15 protein-coding genes and 2 pseudogenes are annotated in these 17,916 nt (G+C 47.0%); 14 read left to right on the top strand and 3 right to left on the bottom strand.

The window, feature by feature from the left end:
• Nucleotides 1-95 precede the first annotated feature (95 nt).
• The 4 genes from KY305_RS18845 (at nucleotide 96) to KY305_RS18830 (ending at nucleotide 4,148) form a co-directional block, all read left to right on the top strand.
• A complete protein-coding gene (locus KY305_RS18845; protein ID WP_223063788.1) occupies nucleotides 96-1,985 on the top strand; it encodes an ABC-F family ATP-binding cassette domain-containing protein in 1,890 nt (629 codons plus the stop codon).
• Between the two features lie 122 nt (nucleotides 1,986-2,107).
• Nucleotides 2,108-2,530: a MerR family transcriptional regulator gene (locus KY305_RS18840; protein WP_223063787.1), complete on the top strand. Its 423-nt coding sequence runs from the start codon at nucleotides 2,108-2,110 to the stop codon at nucleotides 2,528-2,530.
• 63 nt (nucleotides 2,531-2,593) lie between these two features.
• Nucleotides 2,594-3,778: an MFS transporter gene (locus tag KY305_RS18835; protein WP_223063786.1), complete on the top strand. Its 1,185-nt coding sequence runs from the start codon at nucleotides 2,594-2,596 to the stop codon at nucleotides 3,776-3,778.
• Between the two features lie 43 nt (nucleotides 3,779-3,821).
• The gene (locus tag KY305_RS18830) at nucleotides 3,822-4,148 is read left to right on the top strand and encodes a hypothetical protein (RefSeq protein ID WP_223063785.1); all 327 of its coding nucleotides are present in this window, start codon (nucleotides 3,822-3,824) and stop codon (nucleotides 4,146-4,148) included.
• Between the two features lie 87 nt (nucleotides 4,149-4,235).
• Here the strand turns inward: KY305_RS18830 and KY305_RS18825 are convergent, their stop codons facing one another.
• Nucleotides 4,236-5,792, bottom strand: coding sequence for an ABC-F family ATP-binding cassette domain-containing protein (locus tag KY305_RS18825; protein ID WP_214800447.1), 1,557 nt, complete (start codon nucleotides 5,790-5,792; stop codon nucleotides 4,236-4,238).
• A 168-nt stretch (nucleotides 5,793-5,960) separates the two neighbouring features.
• Between KY305_RS18825 and KY305_RS18820 the strand changes: the two genes are divergently transcribed.
• A complete protein-coding gene (locus KY305_RS18820) occupies nucleotides 5,961-7,091 on the top strand; it encodes a DEAD/DEAH box helicase (protein ID WP_223063784.1) in 1,131 nt (376 codons plus the stop codon).
• 33 nt (nucleotides 7,092-7,124) lie between these two features.
• Here KY305_RS18820 and KY305_RS18815 read toward each other — a convergent pair whose 3' ends face one another.
• Entirely contained in the window at nucleotides 7,125-8,132 is a 1,008-nt protein-coding gene (locus tag KY305_RS18815) for an NADP-dependent oxidoreductase (protein ID WP_223063783.1), read from the bottom strand.
• 113 nt (nucleotides 8,133-8,245) lie between these two features.
• On the opposite strand from KY305_RS18815, the pseudogene KY305_RS18810 reads away from it, so the two are divergent.
• A pseudogene (locus KY305_RS18810) lies at nucleotides 8,246-8,805 on the top strand (GNAT family N-acetyltransferase).
• Nucleotides 8,806-8,923: 118 nt separating this feature from the next.
• On the opposite strand, the gene KY305_RS18805 reads toward KY305_RS18810, so the two are convergent.
• Nucleotides 8,924-9,265: a DUF3212 family protein gene (locus tag KY305_RS18805; protein ID WP_223063811.1), complete on the bottom strand. Its 342-nt coding sequence runs from the start codon at nucleotides 9,263-9,265 to the stop codon at nucleotides 8,924-8,926.
• A 198-nt stretch (nucleotides 9,266-9,463) separates the two neighbouring features.
• Here KY305_RS18805 and KY305_RS18800 point away from each other — a divergent pair, with 198 nt between their 5' ends.
• From KY305_RS18800 to KY305_RS18770, 8 genes and pseudogenes are all read left to right on the top strand, one after another.
• Nucleotides 9,464-9,811, top strand: a complete 348-nt coding sequence (locus KY305_RS18800; RefSeq protein WP_214800444.1) for a YflT domain-containing protein — start codon at nucleotides 9,464-9,466, stop codon at nucleotides 9,809-9,811.
• 278 nt (nucleotides 9,812-10,089) lie between these two features.
• On the top strand, nucleotides 10,090-11,355 hold the full coding sequence (locus KY305_RS18795) for a pectate lyase (protein WP_223063782.1): 1,266 nt from the start codon (nucleotides 10,090-10,092) through the stop codon (nucleotides 11,353-11,355).
• Nucleotides 11,356-11,479: 124 nt separating this feature from the next.
• Entirely contained in the window at nucleotides 11,480-12,916 is a 1,437-nt protein-coding gene (locus KY305_RS18790; protein ID WP_214800442.1) for an anion permease, read from the top strand.
• A gap of 106 nt (nucleotides 12,917-13,022) precedes the next feature.
• The gene (locus tag KY305_RS18785) at nucleotides 13,023-13,709 is read left to right on the top strand and encodes a hypothetical protein (protein WP_223063781.1); all 687 of its coding nucleotides are present in this window, start codon (nucleotides 13,023-13,025) and stop codon (nucleotides 13,707-13,709) included.
• Between the two features lie 95 nt (nucleotides 13,710-13,804).
• A pseudogene (locus tag KY305_RS18780) lies at nucleotides 13,805-14,893 on the top strand (NTTRR-F1 domain); the annotation flags it as partial.
• Nucleotides 14,894-15,407: 514 nt separating this feature from the next.
• Nucleotides 15,408-16,820: an NTTRR-F1 domain gene (locus KY305_RS20280; protein ID WP_396021545.1), complete on the top strand. Its 1,413-nt coding sequence runs from the start codon at nucleotides 15,408-15,410 to the stop codon at nucleotides 16,818-16,820.
• Between the two features lie 245 nt (nucleotides 16,821-17,065).
• Entirely contained in the window at nucleotides 17,066-17,260 is a 195-nt protein-coding gene (locus KY305_RS20170; protein ID WP_262417874.1) for a hypothetical protein, read from the top strand.
• Nucleotides 17,261-17,265: 5 nt separating this feature from the next.
• A partial coding sequence (locus tag KY305_RS18770; protein WP_262417873.1) for a hypothetical protein occupies nucleotides 17,266-17,916 on the top strand: 651 nt, incomplete at its 3' end.

Here is a 17,916-nt window from a genome sequence, read left to right as displayed (position 1 = left end):
TCCTCTTCAAGAAATTTGTCTGTCCTTTTACTAGTTTTATTCCAGCGCCTGATTTAAAATGAACACATGAACTTACGTGAGGATTGATAGGAACCATGAGCATCATAAAAGCGGAAAACCTTTATAAAACATACGGAGATAAGACACTATTTGATCATATTTCCTTTCATATTGAAGAGAATGAAAGAATCGGCTTAATCGGACCGAACGGAACGGGCAAGTCAACGCTGCTGAAAGCCATTGCCGGCATCGAATCAACCGAAGAAGGCAACATAACGGCATCAGGCAGCGTGCATATTGAATTTTTGCATCAGGACCCGGAGCTTCCCGCTGGGCAAACCGTGCTTGAGCACATTTATTCAGGTGATTCTGCCGTCATGAGAACGCTGAGAGAATATGAAAAAGCGCTTCAGGCGCTGAATGAAGAGCCGGAAAATGAAAAACGCCAGAAAAATCTGCTTGATGCGCAAGGCAAGATGGACGCAAACAACGCGTGGGAGGCAAACACGTTAGCCAAAACAGTCTTAACCAAGCTTGGCGTCACAGATTTGATGAAGGATGTCAGCGAGCTGTCCGGAGGCCAGAAAAAGCGGGTCGCTATTGCAAAAAATGTTATTCAGCCTGCTGATCTGCTCATTTTGGATGAGCCGACAAACCATTTGGACAATGAAACAATTGAATGGCTGGAAGGGTATCTGTCCCAATATCCCGGCGCCGTTATGCTCGTGACGCACGACAGATATTTTTTAAACCGAGTGACGAATAGAATATATGAGCTTGAGAGAGGGAGCCTTTATACGTATAAAGGAAACTATGAAGTATTTCTGGAAAAACGAGCCGAGCGGGAAGTGCTGGCCGAACAAAAGGAAACAAAGCGCCAAAACCTGCTGCGCCGTGAACTGGCCTGGCTCAGACGAGGCGCAAAAGCACGCTCGACGAAACAAAAGGCGAGAGTTGACAGAGCGGAGGCGCTCAAGGAGCAAAAAGGGCCCGCCGTTTCCGGCTCACTCGATTTTGCGGTAGGCTCCCACCGCCTCGGCAAACAGGTGATTGAAGCCGAAAACGTGACGATAACTTATAGCGGGCAAGCGCTCATCAGCCAATTTAACGAGCTTGTCATACCGGGAGAAAGAATCGGTATCATCGGGCCGAACGGCATCGGAAAAACAACCTTGCTGAACAGCCTCGCCGGGCGGATTGAGCCTGACATCGGCAGCATCACCATCGGGCAGACGGTAAGAATCGGCTACTACACCCAAGACCATAGTGAAATGAACGGTGACATGAAAGTCATTGAGTATATAAAAGAAACCGCTGAAATCGTCAAAACAGCCGAAGGTGATATCATCACGGCGGAACAAATGCTCGAACGCTTTCTGTTCCCGCGCCCGATGCAGCAGACGTATATCAGAAAGCTGTCAGGCGGGGAAAAACGGCGTCTGTACTTGCTGAACGTTTTGATGCAGGAGCCGAATGTGCTGTTTTTAGATGAACCGACCAATGATCTGGACACAGAGACTTTAAGCGTGCTCGAAGATTATATCGACCAGTTCCCGGGCGTCGTCATTACAGTATCCCATGACCGCTACTTCCTTGACCGCGTCATCGATCGCCTGATCGTGTTTGAAGGACAAGGCATCATTTCACGTTTCCAAGGTTCGTACAGCGAATATATGGAAGAAACGAAAATGAAAAAAACAGTGGAAAAACAGCCCGCTGAAGAGAAAAAACCCGAGGAAGAACTGAAGAAAAAGCGTAAAAAGCTTTCTTACAAAGATCAGATCGAATGGGACGGCATTGAAGACAAGATTGCCGGACTTGAAGAAAAACATGAACGTCTGGAAGCGGAAATCGCCGAAGCGGGAAGCGATTTCGGGAAGATTCAAGAACTGATGGCGGAGCAGGCGAAAACGTCGGAAGAGCTTGAAGCCGCAATGGAACGCTGGACCGAATTGTCACTGATGATTGAAGAGCTTGAGAATTAAAAAGAGCCGGTATGACCTAAGCCAGGGACATACCGGCATTTTTTTATTTTCAAAAGTTTACGTTTACGTTAAGGTTCAGATGGTGTATAATGATAACAGATACGATAAGAGGGGGATTGACCTTGGAATGGATGAAGATTGATCAAGTTGCCAAAAGAAGCGGATTGACAAAACGCACCATTCGTTTTTACGAGGAGATTGGTTTAATTCCTGCTCCTAAACGGACAGAAGGCGGCGTAAGGCTTTACTCCGAAGATGACATGGAGGAACTGGAGAAAGTCACCAGCACGAAAGAGGTGCTCGGTTTTTCACTTCAGGAGCTTCAGCAGTTTATGGAAATGAGCCGTCAGCTGGAATTAAACAAAGAGGGGTACTTGTTGTCACTGGATCTGAAGGAACGGAAAGAAAAGCTGGAAGAGATTCAGCATGCTTTGAATCACCAGCTTGATATGATTGATGAGAAAATCCGCACATTCCAAAGCTTTAAAGAGCGCCTTAACGGGATGAAAGAAAAAGCCGATCGTGCGATTCAGTCAATCGAATGAAATTGCTGTAAACGCTATGTATATAGCGTTTCTTTTAATGGATCAAATTGGAGGTCTGATAAAATGGATAATTCACCACAACAGAAAACAGGCTTGCTCAGCCAGCCGAAAGCAGTCTGGGCGGTTGCGTTTGCCTGTGTTATTTCGTTTATGGGAATCGGTCTGGTCGATCCGATACTTCCGGCAATCGCCGCACAATTACATGCTTCACCTAGTGAAGTATCTCTGTTATTTACAAGTTATTTACTCGTTACCGGTTTTATGATGTTTTTTTCTGGCGCGATTTCAAGCCGGATCGGTGCGAAATGGACGCTGCTTCTCGGACTTATTTTTATCATTGTATTTGCCGCTCTTGGCGGAAGCTCAGGCTCGATCGCTCAGCTTGTCGGCTATCGCGGCGGCTGGGGATTGGGGAACGCCCTATTTATTTCAACCGCGCTTGCCGTCATCGTCGGCGTATCTGTCGGAGGAAGCGCGAAAGCCATTATTTTGTATGAGGCTGCACTTGGACTTGGGATTTCCGTCGGGCCGCTTGCAGGCGGAGAGCTTGGCAGCATTTCATGGCGCGCTCCGTTTTTCGGGGTATCTGTCCTGATGTTTATTGCGTTAATCGCCATTTCTTTGATGCTGCCGAAGCTGCCGAAACCAGCGAAACGTGTCGGTGTATTTGATGCGATGAAGGCGCTCAAATATAAAGGCCTGCTGACAATGGCGGTATCTGCGTTCTTATACAACTTTGGATTTTTTATTTTGCTAGCTTATTCTCCGTTCGTTCTGGATTTAGATGAACACGGTCTCGGTTATGTTTTCTTCGGGTGGGGACTTCTGCTGGCGATTACGTCAGTCTTTACGGCGCCGCTCGTGCATAAAGCGCTGGGCACAGTGCGTTCGCTCGTCGTTCTCTTTATCGCCTTTGCGGTTATTCTCATCGTCATGGGGATCTGGACAGACCATCAGACATTAATTATTACATGTATCGTTGTCGCCGGTGCTGTCCTCGGTATGGTCAACACGATCATGACGACAGCTGTGATGGGAGCTGCGCCGGTTGAACGTTCAATCGCGTCTTCAGCCTACAGCTCAGTCCGCTTCATCGGCGGCGCGCTCGCTCCGTGGATTGCGGGAATGCTGTCAGAACACTTCACCGCAAGCACACCATATACGGTAGGCGGAATCGTCGTTTTTGTCGGTATGCTTGTCCTGCTCATGGGGCGTAAGCATCTCGCCGGAATTAAAGCCGGGCATTAAGAAAAAAAAGGAACTTCCGCATCGGCGGAGGTTCCTTTTTTATTTGGAAAGAGAAATGAGTAACGTTATGTTTGTACAGTCAACAAAGGACAAAACTCCTTTAGAAACAGGTTTCTTCGGTCGGATTGAAGCGAAAACGAGAAAAGGCATCCTGTTCGGGCAGGTGCTGATGCGGCCGGAATCTATATTGAAGATACAGAAAAGTCTTCTATTTGGGCTTTTGCAAAAGATAAGTCCGTTCTGCACAATGTTATGGAAAAAAACAGCTTTTCCGTTGAGTAGTTTACCGCGTGGGCGGATGAGGAAGACTTTGAACTATCCGCAGAAAGAGAATGAACGCTGGATGAATTTACTTCATCTCTTCAGCTGATGTTAAAAGACAGGGAACTGCCAAGGATTGTCCGGAAAAAATGGCATTAAAAAAACCCGCCCTTAAGCAGGGCGGGTTTTTGTGTGTTTACAGCACTTTCGTCGTCCAAGACTCACAGTTCCATGTTTCCGTCGCGATATCCATGTAGAACTCCGGTTCGTGGGAAATCAGCAGAATGGAGCCTTTGTATTCTTTCAGCGCGCGTTTCAGCTCTTCTTTTGCGTCGACATCCAAGTGGTTTGTCGGCTCGTCAAGCACAAGCAGGTTTGTTTCTGAATTGATCAGCTTGCACAGTCTGACCTTTGCTTTTTCTCCTCCGCTGAGGACGGAGACGCGGCTTTCAATGTGTTTTGTCGTCAGTCCGCATTTTGCAAGAGCGGCGCGGATTTCATATTGGGTAAAGGAAGGAAACTCGCTCCATACCTCTTCGATGCACGTATTGTTGTTTGTTTCTTTCACTTCCTGCTCGAAATAGCCGGTGTATTGGTGCTCGCCTCGCTCTACCGTGCCTTCAAGCGGCTGGATTTCTCCGAGCAGGCTCTTTAACAGCGTCGTTTTCCCGATGCCGTTTGCGCCGTACAGGGCGATTTTCTGGCCGCGCTCCATTCTGAGATTGAGCGGCCGTGACAGCGGGCTATCGTAGCCGATGACTAAATCCTTCGTTTCAAAAATGAGCTTGCCTGATGTTCTGGCAGGCTTGAAATGGAATTCGGGCTTCGGTTTTTCCGCCGCCAGCTCAATCATATCCATCTTATCAAGCTTCTTCTGGCGGGACATCGCCATGTTTCTCGTGCTGACGCGCGCTTTGTTGCGGGCGACGAAATCCTTCAGCTCGGCCACTTCCTGCTGCTGTTTTTTGTAGGCGGCTTCAAGCTGCTGTTTTTTCACTTCATATACTTCCATGAATTGATGATAATCACCGACATAACGGGTCAACTCCTGATTTTCTACGTGATAAATCAGATTGATGACGCTGTTTAAAAACGGAATATCGTGAGAAATTAAGATAAACGCGTTTTCGTATTCCTGCAAATAGCGTTTCAGCCATTCAATGTGCTGTTCATCAAGGTAGTTGGTCGGTTCATCCAACAGGAGGATTTCCGGTTTTTCCAAAAGCAGCTTGGCGAGAAGCACCTTCGTACGCTGGCCTCCGCTTAAATCGGTGACGTCACGGTCAAGCCCGACTTCGTGCAAGCCCAGGCCGCGGGCGATTTCCTCCACTTTGCTGTCGATGACATAAAAGTCGTTATTCGTCAGGGCATCCTGAATGACACCGACATCTTCAAGCAATTGTTCAAGCTCATCGGGATCTGCTTCGCCCATTTTGTTGTAAATCTCATTCATTTCCGCTTCCATGGCAAACAAGTAATGGAAGGCATCTTTTAAGACGTCGCGGATCGTTTTTCCTTTTTCAAGCACCGTATGCTGGTCAAGATAGCCGACGCGGACGTTTTTTGACCATTCGACTTTCCCCTCATCAGGCTCAAGTTTTCCGGTAATAATATTCATAAACGTTGATTTTCCTTCGCCGTTTGCGCCGATTAAGCCGACATGTTCCCCTTTTAAAAGACGGAACGATACATTGTTGAAAAGCGCGCGGTCACCGAAACCGTGGCTTAAATCCTTAACTGATAAAATACTCATTTTTACACCTCTATCGTTATCGAACACGCTGATGTCACGTGTATTTCTCATTTATGATTATAAAGGAGGAAGCGGTTTGTTAAAAGGCTTGGAAGGAAAAAGAAAATTGCGTTTGCAGCGTGCATTTGAGATACTATGGAGTAGATTTTAAGAATTGAGGAGAACGACATGACGCAAACTTGGCCATTTTTACAACATACACAATCATTCATCGCCGAAAACTGGAAAGCATCAGGTTTTCAGGAGCCGACTGCCATTCAGGAAAAAGCGGCACAGGTGATCATGGAGGGGAAGGATGTCATCGCCGAGTCCCCGACGGGAACGGGAAAAACATTGGCGTATACACTTCCGGTTTTGGAAAGGATCAACCCGGAGCAAAAGCATCCTCAGGCGGTTATTTTAGCGCCGTCACGTGAGCTTGTCATGCAGATTTTTCAAGTGATTCAGGATTGGAAAAAAGGCTCGGAGCTGCGGGCTTTGTCTTTAATCGGCGGGGCAAACGTGAAGAAGCAGGTGGAAAAGCTCAAAAATAAACCTCACATCATTGTGGGCACGCCGGGCAGGGTGTTTGAATTGATCCGGGCGAAAAAGCTGAAAATGCATGAGGTTAAAACGATCGTCCTTGATGAAGCCGACCAGCTCGTCACACCAGAGCATCGGGAGACGATGAAAAACATCATTAAGACAACGCTGAAGGATCGCCAGCTTTTATGCTTCTCAGCCACATTAAAACAAGACACAGAAGAGGTGCTCAAAGACATCGCGCAGGAACCGGCCGTGCTGAAGGTTGAACGGAATATAGCAGGAAAGGGGCAGGTCAAGCATCAGTATCTCGTCTGTGATCAGCGGGATAAGGTCAAGCTTCTGCAAAAGCTGTCACGGCTTAATGGCATGCAGGCGCTCGTGTTTGTCAGAGATATCGGGAATTTAAGCGTGTATGCGGAAAAGCTGACCTATCACCATGTCGATCTCGGCATTCTGCATGGAGAAGCGAAAAAAATGGAGCGGGCCAGCATTTTATCAGCGTTTGAACAGGGAGAATTTCCGCTGCTTTTGGCGACAGACATCGCCGCGCGCGGCCTTGACATTGACGATCTCCCGTATGTCATTCACGCGGACATTCCGAATGAAGATGGGTATATCCACAGATCGGGCCGGACGGGGCGAGCGGGCAAAAAAGGAACCGTACTCAGCCTTGTCACGCCGATGGAAGAATCCAAACTGAAAAAAATGGCCAAATCACTCGGAATCGAGCTGCACGAGGCTGTCTATTCAGGCGGAAAGCTATCGGAGAAATAAAAAAACGGAGGGCGAACTGCCCTCTGTTTTTTATTATACTTTGATAAGCTGCTTCCCTTTATTTTCTCCCTTAAATAAGCCGAGGAACGCGTCGGGAATATTGCTGAAGCCTTCTGTCACCGTTTCTTCATAATGCAGCCTTCCGTCCTTCAGCCATTCAGCCAATTGCTTTGCGCCTTCAGAAAAGCGGTCTGAGTAATCACTGGCGATAAATCCCTGCATGAGCGCTTTTGATTTAATCAGCTTCGATTGGACGCGGGGACCCAAATCCTCCGCTTCACTTTTGGCATTGTAGGAAGAAATGGCTCCGCAAACCGGGATGCGGGCAAAGTCGTTCAAAAGGTTCATGACCGCATCTGAAATCGGCCCGCCGACATTGTCAAAATATACATCAACCCCGTCAGGACAAGCGTCAGCCAGCGCTTTTTGAATATCCTCCGCGGCTTTATAATTGATGGCTTCATCAAACTGCAGCTCATATTTTAAATAAGAAATTTTTTCATCAGAGCCGGCAATGCCGACGACCCTCGCGCCTTTTATTTTGGCGATCTGCCCGACGGCTGATCCGACGGCTCCGGCAGCGCCTGAAACGACAACGGTTTCTCCCTTTTTCGGACGGCCGATATCCAAAAGGCCGAAGTAGGCGGTTAATCCGGTCAGCCCTAAAATGCCGAGATACGCTTGAGCCGGTGCGATGCCGGTGTCAACTTTGCGAAGAGATGACTCACTGACTGCTGAATATTCCTGCCAGGCAAGAGTCCCGATCACAACATCGCCTTTTTTCAGCTTGGCGCCGTCTGAGATGACTTCTGCAATGACGCCGCCTGTTAAAGCTGCATCTAAGGCAAACGGTTCGACGTATGATTTTGTATCCTGCATACGGCCGCGCATATACGGATCAACAGAGACATAAAGCGTTTTTACAAGCACTTCGCCGTCTTTCGGTTCGGGGACGGAAATGGTTTCAAAACGGAAATCCTCATGAACGGGAATGCCTTCAGGCCGTCTTGCCAATTGAATTTGCTGTTGGGTTTCTGGCATACTGCATCCTCCTGTCAAAACGTGTATTTACCCCAAATGTAACATGGATCGTTTTCAAAATACAAAAATAAACCGTCAGGAGATTGTTAATATGTGTAAAAGGGGGAGGCTGCATGTTTCCTGTATTAGAAACTGAAAGACTGATATTAAGAGAAATAGGAAAAGATGATGCAGAACGGGTTTTTGCCTGTTTTTCAAATTCAGATGTGACACCCTATTAGGGACAAAAACCTTTTGCATCAATTGAGCAAGCTGAAAAATTAGTCGAACTGTTTGAACATCAGTTTAACGAAAAAAGAGGAATACGGCGGGGAATTGAAAGAAAAGATGCTGAAGGAATAATAGGGACAATTGGTTATAATGCTTGGGTGCCTAAGCATGGACGGGCGGAAGCGGGTTATGAGATCTACCCGGATTTATTGGAGGAATGGATATGCTTTTGAAGCAGTCTCAAAAGTTCTTTCTTATGGATTTGAAGTTATGAAATGATTTCGTATAGGCGACTGTTGTATTCCTTGATAATGCTCCCTCTCACAAATTATTAACGAAGATGGGGTTTCAAATGGATGGTGTTTTAAGGGGGTATATGCATCAGAACGGTATGCGGCATGACACGAATGTTTACTCATTACTTAAAGAGGATCATTCAGCCCTGCCATCACAGCCGTTATAGACCCCAGTGCTTGGTTTTTTTATTATAAAAAAGAAGCTTCAGAGAGCCTCCTGATGCTTCGTATGCAAAGCTGCTATGGTCACGATCTATCATCCGGCAATGTTTTAAAACGAAACATTCAAAGAAATAATTGATAGACATCGGTGTTTTTCTCATGTTCTAAATATTCGTAGGCGTTTGCCTTTGAAGAATCAATCATGTCAAGGGTGATCACAGGACGGAGCGCGGCCAGATAGGCTGACAGTTTTCCTTGAATTTCATTCGGAAGCACGAATTCTATATCACCAATATTCATAATAATCGAGAAAACAAAATCAATATTAATATGAAAGGTTTCCTCAGCAAAGTTTGCAAGTTCCTGTACACCTTCAGGACAGCGGGGCCGACTGCGGAATACCTGTTTCACTAAATCACTCACAACCCAAGCGTTGAATTGCTGTTCCGGTGAAAAATATTGGATAGGGAACCACCTCCTGCTTGATTAGCGCGTGAATTTTTTTATTTTTCTGATAAGGTTTGTTTTCCTCAACTGTAACATGTCCTAGAGATAAATATCCACCGACAATCTGCCTGTTTTTTAACGGAACTCTCTTTCTCCCGTTTGATACATGACGGAGCGGGTAAACATCCAATATACAAAACAAAAGGAGGACTTACAATGAAACCGGTAGTAAGAGAATATACAAATGATCAAAAGCTGATGCAGGATGTGAAAGAACTGCAGCGATTGGGTGTGGCAAAAGAGGACGTGTACGTGCTTTCCCATGATGATGACAGAACGGAGCGCCTGTCTGACAACACTGACGTAAACACAATCGGCGCCAAAGAAACAGGCTTTAAACACGCGGTCGGCAACATGTTTAATAAAAAAGGCGATGAGCTTCGCAATAAAATTCATGAAATCGGCTTTTCAGAAGAGGAAGCGTCTCAATTTGAAAAGCGTTTAGATGAAGGAAAAGTGCTTCTCTTCGTAACGGATAATGAAAAAGTAAAATCATGGGCGTAAGCTGATCCAATCCCAAGGGGTATTTCTATCCCTTGGGATTTTTTTTGCGTTTTCCGCAAAAAACGACATTTACATTTGGCAAGTTTGCGGTTGGTTATGAAATGGTTTTCAGAAAAGGAAGCGTCTCCATTTGCCGGGGATTTTATTGCGGTTGCCGCAATGAAACCGAAATACATTTTTGGAAAATTTTCGGTGAATATTCCAAGTTCATTTGGTACAATTCGGTTGTAAGAAATTGGAATAAACTCTTACAATAAGCTCTGGGAGGGACGCAATTTATGAAAAAAATGCTTTTTATGCTGGCCGTTTGTTTATGTATGATTCCGGCGGGTGTCCATGCCGCCGACTTGGGCCGGCAGACGCTAGGGTCAAATGACGGCTGGGGAGCTTATGCCGGCGGAACAACCGGCGGTGCAAAAGCTTCTTCATCCAATGTGTATACTGTAACAAACAGACAACAGCTTGTTTCTGCATTAGGAGGAAGCGCCAACAGTACGCCGAAAATGATTTACATACAAGGTACAATCAATCTGAATACGGATGATCATAACAAAATGCTCGGTTTTAACGATTATAAAGATGCGGCTTATGATCTCAATGCCTACCTGAAAGCGTACGATCCGGGCAAATGGGGAAAAAAAGCGCCGTCAGGCACCCAGGAAGACGCCAGAAAGCGTTCACAGCAAAACCAGAAGGCAAGAGTCGTGATTGACATTCCTTCGAATACGACCATCATCGGTTCAGGCTCAAATGCCAAGGTGACAGGCGGGAATTTTAATATCAAGAGCGGAGTCGATAATGTCATCATCCGCAACATTGAATTTCAAGACGCATATGACTATTTTCCGCAATGGGACCCGACTGACGGCGATAGCGGCAACTGGAATTCGGAATATGACAATATCACCATTAACGGCGCGGCGCACATCTGGATAGATCATTGTACATTTAATGACGGATCAAACCCCGACAGCGGTTTTCCCCACTATTACGGGCGAAAATATCAGCACCATGACGGCCAGACGGATATATCAAACGGGGCGAATTATATTACATTATCCTATAATAAATATCATGACCATGATAAAGGCTCCGTCATCGGAAATAGCGACAGCAAGACGTCAGATGACGGAAAATTAAAGGTGACCATTCACCATAACTATTACCAAAACATCGTCCAGCGCGCACCGCGGGTCCGATACGGACAGGTTCATATTTATAATAACTTCTATGCGGGCAGCAAAAGCGCTGCATATCCCTTCAGCTATGCATGGGGCGTAGGCCATTCGTCGAAAATTTACGCCCAGAATAACGCCTTTGAAGTGCCGGGACTCTCTGCCGATAAAACAATCAGCGTCTTCAGCGGCGGAAAAGCGCTTCATGAAGACGGCACTCTTTTGAACGGCGCCGCGATTAACGCGTCAGCCGCCAACGGATTGAGCCAGTCTGTCGGATGGACGCCGTCTCTGTACGGTTCAATCGGTCCGGCTGCAAATGTGAAATCAGATGTTATATCCCAAGCGGGTGCGGGTAAACTAAAATAAGAAACAAGGAACACAAAGGAAAAAATTCCTTTGTGTTTTTTAATTAACAAAAACGTTTATTAACTTAGTTAAGTAGTAAAATGGGATAGGGGATGGAAGATAACAAAATAGGAGGAGACCTGTAATGGCTTCAGAAAAAGACGCAAAAAAACAGCAGGCAGTGAAATTAATTCCTTTACTTATTACTGTTGCTGTGGGATTAATCATTTGGTTTATTCCCGCGCCGTCCGGACTTGAACCTAAAGCATGGCATTTGTTCGCTATTTTTGTCGCAACAATTATCGGCTTTATCTCCAAGCCCTTGCCAATGGGCGCAATTGCAGTTTTTGCATTGGCAGTTACCGCGTTAACGGGAACGTTATCAATCGAAAATACGTTAAGCGGCTTTGGAAACAAAACAATCTGGCTGATTGTTATCGCCTTTTTTATTTCCCGGGGATTTATTAAAACCGGACTGGGCGCCAGAATTTCTTACGTATTCGTACAAAAGTTCGGGAAGAAAACACTCGGGCTTTCATATTCACTGCTTTTCAGTGATTTAATTTTATCACCTGCCATACCAAGCAACACGGCACGGGCGGGCGGCATTATTTTTCCTATTATCAGATCATTATCCGAAACATTCGGATCCACGCCGGCAGACGGAACAGAACGGAAAATCGGAGCTTTCTTATTAAAAACCGGCTTTCAAGGGAACTTGATCACGTCTGCCATGTTTTTAACGGCAATGGCGGCAAACCCGCTGATCGCCAAGCTGGCACACGATGTCGCAGGGGTGGACATCACGTGGACAAGCTGGGCAATTGCGGCGATTGTACCGGGATTGGTGAGCTTAATTATTACACCGCTCGTGATTTACAAGCTGTACCCGCCGGAAATTAAAGAAACACCGGATGCGGCTAAAATCGCAACAGAGAAACTGAAAGAAATGGGTCCTTTTAAAAAATCCGAGCTGTCCATGGTCATCGTCTTTTTATTGGTTTTGGTGCTTTGGATTTTCGGAGGAAGCTTGAATATCGATGCAACGACAACGGCTTTAATCGGTTTATCCGTCCTGCTTTTGTCTCAGGTATTAACTTGGGAGGATATCAAAAAAGAACAAGGCGCATGGGATACGCTGACTTGGTTTGCGGCGCTTGTGATGCTGGCGAATTTCCTGAATGAGCTTGGCATGGTGTCTTGGTTCAGTAATATGATGAAATCTTCCGTTTCCGGTTTCTCATGGATTGTGGCATTTATGATTTTAATCATTGTGTATTATTACACCCACTACTTCTTTGCGAGTGCAACCGCACATATCAGTGCCATGTATGCGGCATTTTTAGCTGTGATCGTTGCGGCAGGCGCTCCGCCGCTTTTGGCAGCGCTCAGCCTGGCGTTTTTCAGCAACCTTTTCGGTTCAACGACGCATTACGGCTCAGGTGCGGCTCCGGTCTTTTTCGGAGCGGGCTATGTATCGCAAAGCAAATGGTGGTCCATCGGCTTTATTCTGTCGATCGTCCATATCATTACATGGCTTGTGATCGGCGGTTTATGGTGGAAAGTATTAGGTTTGTGGTAAGAAGAAGGCAGATGCGATCTGCCTTCTTTTTTTTTGAACTAAGAGATTGATGGGACATTTCACAATGTATAAACCGCCTGAGTACTATAAGGTATGAGGTGATTTTATGAGTGCGAAACGAAATAATCCGTTCACTGGGCAAAGCTCTCACTATAAATATATGAGCCGGCATGTGAAGAGCTGGTATAAAGAGCATTCGCGCAGATATAATGAAAAAATTTCTGATGGCTGTTCTCACATAGAAAGTGATAAAACCCCCTCCTTTGCAGAAAAGCATCCTGCACTGTGCTCTCCTAATAGTGTACAAGGACCTCCGGGGAAGAGAGGGCCGGCAGGGCTTCCGGGCTCTCAAGGTCCCCCCGGCCCAACCGGTCCCCCGGGTCCGCCCGGCGGCATACCGATTCTGGCTTTTCAACAAGCTGCTGATGCCGCCGTCATTCCTTTGGATGGATCACCGGCAAATATTCTGTCCGGCACAGTTATAGCAGCAGCTTCTCAATTGATAAAAATAGATTCTACGGTACAGCTCAATATCAGTCATGAGCCTTTATCCCCGGATTTTTCACTGAAGCTGATTTTGATGCTGAAAAGAGACGGGATAACAGTCAGTACAGAGACGCTTGAATTGAATTTGTTTTACTCAGGCGGGCAGTCTCTCATTGTTCCGCTGACATTCGTAGACCAGGCGCCGTCTGCCGGGGCCATCACGTATGATGTGGTATTAACGGTTGCCGGTTCTGTTAATGTAACAGGTGTTAATGTGACAAACCGTGCCATCAATATGATCGGATAGTACATTTAAATAGGGGATAAACAGAAATCTCGCGAATTGAGTTTCCATAATAGATAAAACTGCATATGCTATGTTGATTTGTACTACCAAAAATGATGAAAGGAGGGTATAGATTGGCGATTCAAAATCTCATAAACAATGGAAGTTTCGAATCCGGAGACTTAACAGGCTGGAGCGGAGTGAATGCTTCGGTTGTGTCTGCATTTGCTCATACGGGAGCATTCTCCGCCCAATTTGCAGGCGGAGTTACGAGTGCCTCCTTGTCACAAACTGTTCCTGTCTCTCCGCAGCAATCATTTCAGCTTTTCATTTCTCTCGGCAAAATTGGCACAATTGCAAACCCTGCAATCAATCTGACAGTTTTATATTTAGATGCTTCGAACGCAGTGGTAGGAACCGGATTAAACATAAACGTCACAATAGGAAACATGCCTAATACTATATTTGATACATGGACTGAAGTCTATCAAACAACAACTGCTGCGCCGGCTGCTGCTGTGCAGGCGCAAATTTTAATCAGTAAAACAGCCGGGTCAAGTAATACTCCAGTTGTATTAATTGATGATGTCGCATTTGTTGAAGTAACAGGAATCACGGGAGCCACCGGAGCCACGGGTCCGACTGGGGCGACGGGAGATACCGGACCAACCGGGGCGACGGGACTAACTGGATCAACAGGAGATACCGGACCAACTGGGGCGACGGGAATCACGGGTCCAACTGGAGCTACAGGAGATATCGGATCAACCGGAGTGACAGGAGCCACTGGAGCGACGGGGTCAACTGGACCAACCGGGGCGACGGGGTCAACTGGAGCGACGGGAGATACTGGACCAACCGGGGCGACGGGGTCAACTGGGGTTACGGGAGATACTGGTTCAACCGGAGTGACAGGAGCCACTGGGGCGACGGGGTCAACTGGACCAACGGGAGATACCGGACCAACTGGAGTGACAGGAGCCACTGGAGCGACAGGAGATACTGGTCCAACCGGGGCGACGGGACTAACTGGATCAACGGGAATCACGGGTCCAACGGGAGATACCGGACCAACCGGGGCGACGGGTCCAACCGGGGCGACGGGATCAACTGGATCAACAGGAGATACCGGTCCAACCGGAGTGACAGGATCAACTGGACCAACGGGAGATACCGGACCAACCGGAGTGACGGGAGCCACGGGCTCACAGCCGACGGTTGCTTTTCAGAATGCGGTTGATCAAGTGGTGATTCCATTAGATGGTACACCGGCAAGTGTCTTAGCGGGAACCATAACTGCAGTTGCCACTCAATTGGTGAAGATTGATACGACAATTCAGCTTAATATCAGCCTTGACCCACTGACGCCTGATTTCTCCCTCTTGCTTACTTTTGACTTGGAGAGAAATGGAACTATAATCAGCACCGAAACCCTTGAATTGAATCTATTCTATTCAGCTGGGCAATCTATTATTATTCCTCATACGTTTGTTGACCAAGTTCCGGATTCTGGGATAACTGTTTATAACGTAGTGTTAACAGTCGGAAATACAATTAATGTAACACAAGTCGATATTACAAACCGGGCTTTAAACGCAACATCATTCCCTCTGCCATAAGTTTTTAAAAGGTGATCGTTTTTTTCAGTCACCTTTTTTGTATCGCTTTAGATCATCATGCACCTGAAAAAACGTTAATCTCAGCTTGGAAACGATAAATATGTATAGCTGGCTGCAAAGAAAATACGAATACAAGAGAGGGGGGATTGAATTGGCGCTTGGTAACCTCATTCTCAATGGCAGCTTTGAAAGTGGAGATTTAACCGGGTGGGATTCGATCAATGCCGATGTTGTCAGTTTATTTGCCCATTCAGGAACATACTCAGCACAATTTATGAGTGAAGCAAACGCTGCTTCGCTTTCACAAACCGTTCCGGTTACGGTTGGTCAGGCATTTTATTTTCAAGTTTCCTTAGGAACTATTGGAACGGCTTCAAATCCTGAGATTAACTTGCAAATCTTATATTTAAATTCATTAGGAGAACCGATTGCAACAGGTTTAGATACAGCGGTCACGATAGGCCATTTACCGAATGTAATTTTTAATACATGGACAGAGGTATACCAAACAACAGCTGTTGTTCCTGATGAAGCAACTGATGCTCAGATTATTATCAGCAAGGCACCTGTGAACACGAATACAACAATACTAATTGATGACGTGTCTCTCCTTCAAGTCAAAGTGAATTCCGGTCCGACAGGCTCTACAGGATCAACAGGACGAACCGGGGCAACGGGAGCCACGGGAGTCCCAGGATCGACTGGGGTAACAGGAGCAACCGGAACAACGGGAGCGACAGGCCCAACAGGACGAACCGGAATAACGGGAGTCACAGGATCAACTGGGGTAACAGGATCAACCGGAGCCACGGGAGTCACAGGATCGACTGGGGTAACAGGAGCAACCGGAACAACGGGAGCGACAGGAATAACAGGCCCAACAGGACGAACCGGAACAACGGGAGTCACAGGATCAACTGGGGTAACAGGATCAACCGGAGCGACGGGAGTCACAGGATCAACTGGGATAACAGGAGCAACCGGGGCAACGGGAGTCACAGGATCGACTGGGGTAACTGGAGCGACCGGAGCGACCGGAGCCACGGGGGCCACAGGATCAACCGGAGCGACTGGAAGAACTGGTCCAACAGGCCCAACTGCCAGTGCACCGACCTTGCTCTTCACAAGAACCAACGGGCCGCTCACTGTTTACCCGCCGTTAAATACAGAAGTTCCTGTTGCTGCACTGGAAATTCCAGTTAATTCTTTACAGAATGTAAAGCTTGATTATTCAGTCAGCGTCGATGTAACATCTACAGCCAATTCAAACTTTGTCTTTGAAATAAGATTATATAGGGGAGCAGTACAGATTCATACAAGACTTCTGTCGCGGTCTGTTATTAGCGCAACTACTCAACGTTTTGGGGTAGCTGATACTACAGTGGATACAGCGCCGGCTGCCGGAATCAACACGTACCAGATGAGAGTTATTTTCACAACTGTTAATAATATAACAGCAGCAACAGCCCTGAATATCGATTTTAACAGCATTAGTTTTCCGACAACCTTATGAAAATAGCAGACTGATATTTTGAATGATGAAAGGCCCTGACTTATGCATAGTTAGGTCTTTTTTTCTGTAAATGCTGTGCAGCATGCAATCGTGAAGTCCAGTTAAAAATTCAAACATTGAGATGGGGATTTTACCACACCATTTTTCTTTGCAAAAATAATATGGCAAAAGAGGTGGTGTAATGAGAAAAGGATACAGTTGGAATACTGGATGCGATTCTTGGAATTGCGACTGTCCGCATTGCAATGATTGTTGCTGTCATTCTCATCATAAAAGAAGAAATCAAAGGAGCAGTTATCGTAATCGAGCACATTGCTGTGAAGGATGCTGCAGCAAAAACACTTGCTGTCATGAAAGATGGTGTCCGTGCTGTCATTCAAATCATTATCATGCAAGGGGAGCAACAGGAGCGACAGGAGCCAGGGGAGCGACTGGAGTAACAGGAGTGACCGGAGTACCAGGGGCAACGGGAGTAACGGGGGACCCAGGAGCAACCGGGGTAACGGGAGCCACTGGAGTAACGGGAGCCACTGGAGCGACAGGAGATACCGGAGTAACGGGAGCGACAGGAGCCACGGGAGTGACCGGAGTAACGGGGGCCACCGGAGTAACAGGAGATACCGGAGTAACGGGAGCGACAGGAGCAACCGGAGTAACCGGAGTAACAGGGGTAACGGGAGATACCGGAGCAACCGGAGCAACCGGAGCCACGGGAGCGACAGGAGATACCGGAGCCACGGGAGTGACCGGAGTAACGGGAGCAACGGGAGTAACGGGAGTGACCGGAGTAACGGGAGTAGCCGGAGCAACAGGAGCGACTGGAATAACAGGAGATACCGGTGCAACCGGAGTAACGGGAGCAACCGGAGTAACGGGAGCAACCGGAGTAACAGGAGCAACAGGAGATACCGGAGTAACCGGAACTACTGGAGTAACAGGAGATACCGGAGTAACAGGAGTAACCGGAGTAACGGGAGCGACCGGAGTAACCGGAGCCACGGGAGCAACCGGAGTAACGGGAGCAACTGGGGTGACAGGAGCAACCGGAGCCACGGGAGCAACCGGAGTAACGGGAGCAACTGGGGTGACAGGAGCA

Origin of the sequence: Bacillus sp. YC2 (genome assembly GCF_019891195.1) — a bacterium.
Lineage (GTDB): Bacteria > Bacillota > Bacilli > Bacillales > Bacillaceae > Bacillus.
The sequence above is the reverse complement of the archived record's forward strand: the minus strand, read 5'-3'. Positions and strand labels throughout refer to the sequence as shown.

What these genes read in the sequence shown, in the direction of transcription:
- KY305_RS18845 (WP_223063788.1), top strand. Translation starts at nt 96, where the DNA reads ATGAGCATCATAAAAGCGGAAAACCTTTATAAAACATACGGAGATAAG.
- KY305_RS18835 (WP_223063786.1), top strand. Translation starts at nt 2,594, where the DNA reads ATGGATAATTCACCACAACAGAAAACAGGCTTGCTCAGCCAGCCGAAA.
- KY305_RS18825 (WP_214800447.1), bottom strand. Translation starts at nt 5,792, where the DNA reads ATGAGTATTTTATCAGTTAAGGATTTAAGCCACGGTTTCGGTGACCGC.
- KY305_RS18820 (WP_223063784.1), top strand. Translation starts at nt 5,961, where the DNA reads ATGACGCAAACTTGGCCATTTTTACAACATACACAATCATTCATCGCC.
- KY305_RS18815 (WP_223063783.1), bottom strand. Translation starts at nt 8,132, where the DNA reads ATGCCAGAAACCCAACAGCAAATTCAATTGGCAAGACGGCCTGAAGGC.
- KY305_RS18800 (WP_214800444.1), top strand. Translation starts at nt 9,464, where the DNA reads ATGAAACCGGTAGTAAGAGAATATACAAATGATCAAAAGCTGATGCAG.
- KY305_RS18795 (WP_223063782.1), top strand. Translation starts at nt 10,090, where the DNA reads ATGAAAAAAATGCTTTTTATGCTGGCCGTTTGTTTATGTATGATTCCG.
- KY305_RS18790 (WP_214800442.1), top strand. Translation starts at nt 11,480, where the DNA reads ATGGCTTCAGAAAAAGACGCAAAAAAACAGCAGGCAGTGAAATTAATT.
- KY305_RS18785 (WP_223063781.1), top strand. Translation starts at nt 13,023, where the DNA reads ATGAGTGCGAAACGAAATAATCCGTTCACTGGGCAAAGCTCTCACTAT.
- KY305_RS20280 (WP_396021545.1), top strand. Translation starts at nt 15,408, where the DNA reads ATGTATAGCTGGCTGCAAAGAAAATACGAATACAAGAGAGGGGGGATT.
- KY305_RS20170 (WP_262417874.1), top strand. Translation starts at nt 17,066, where the DNA reads ATGATTGTTGCTGTCATTCTCATCATAAAAGAAGAAATCAAAGGAGCA.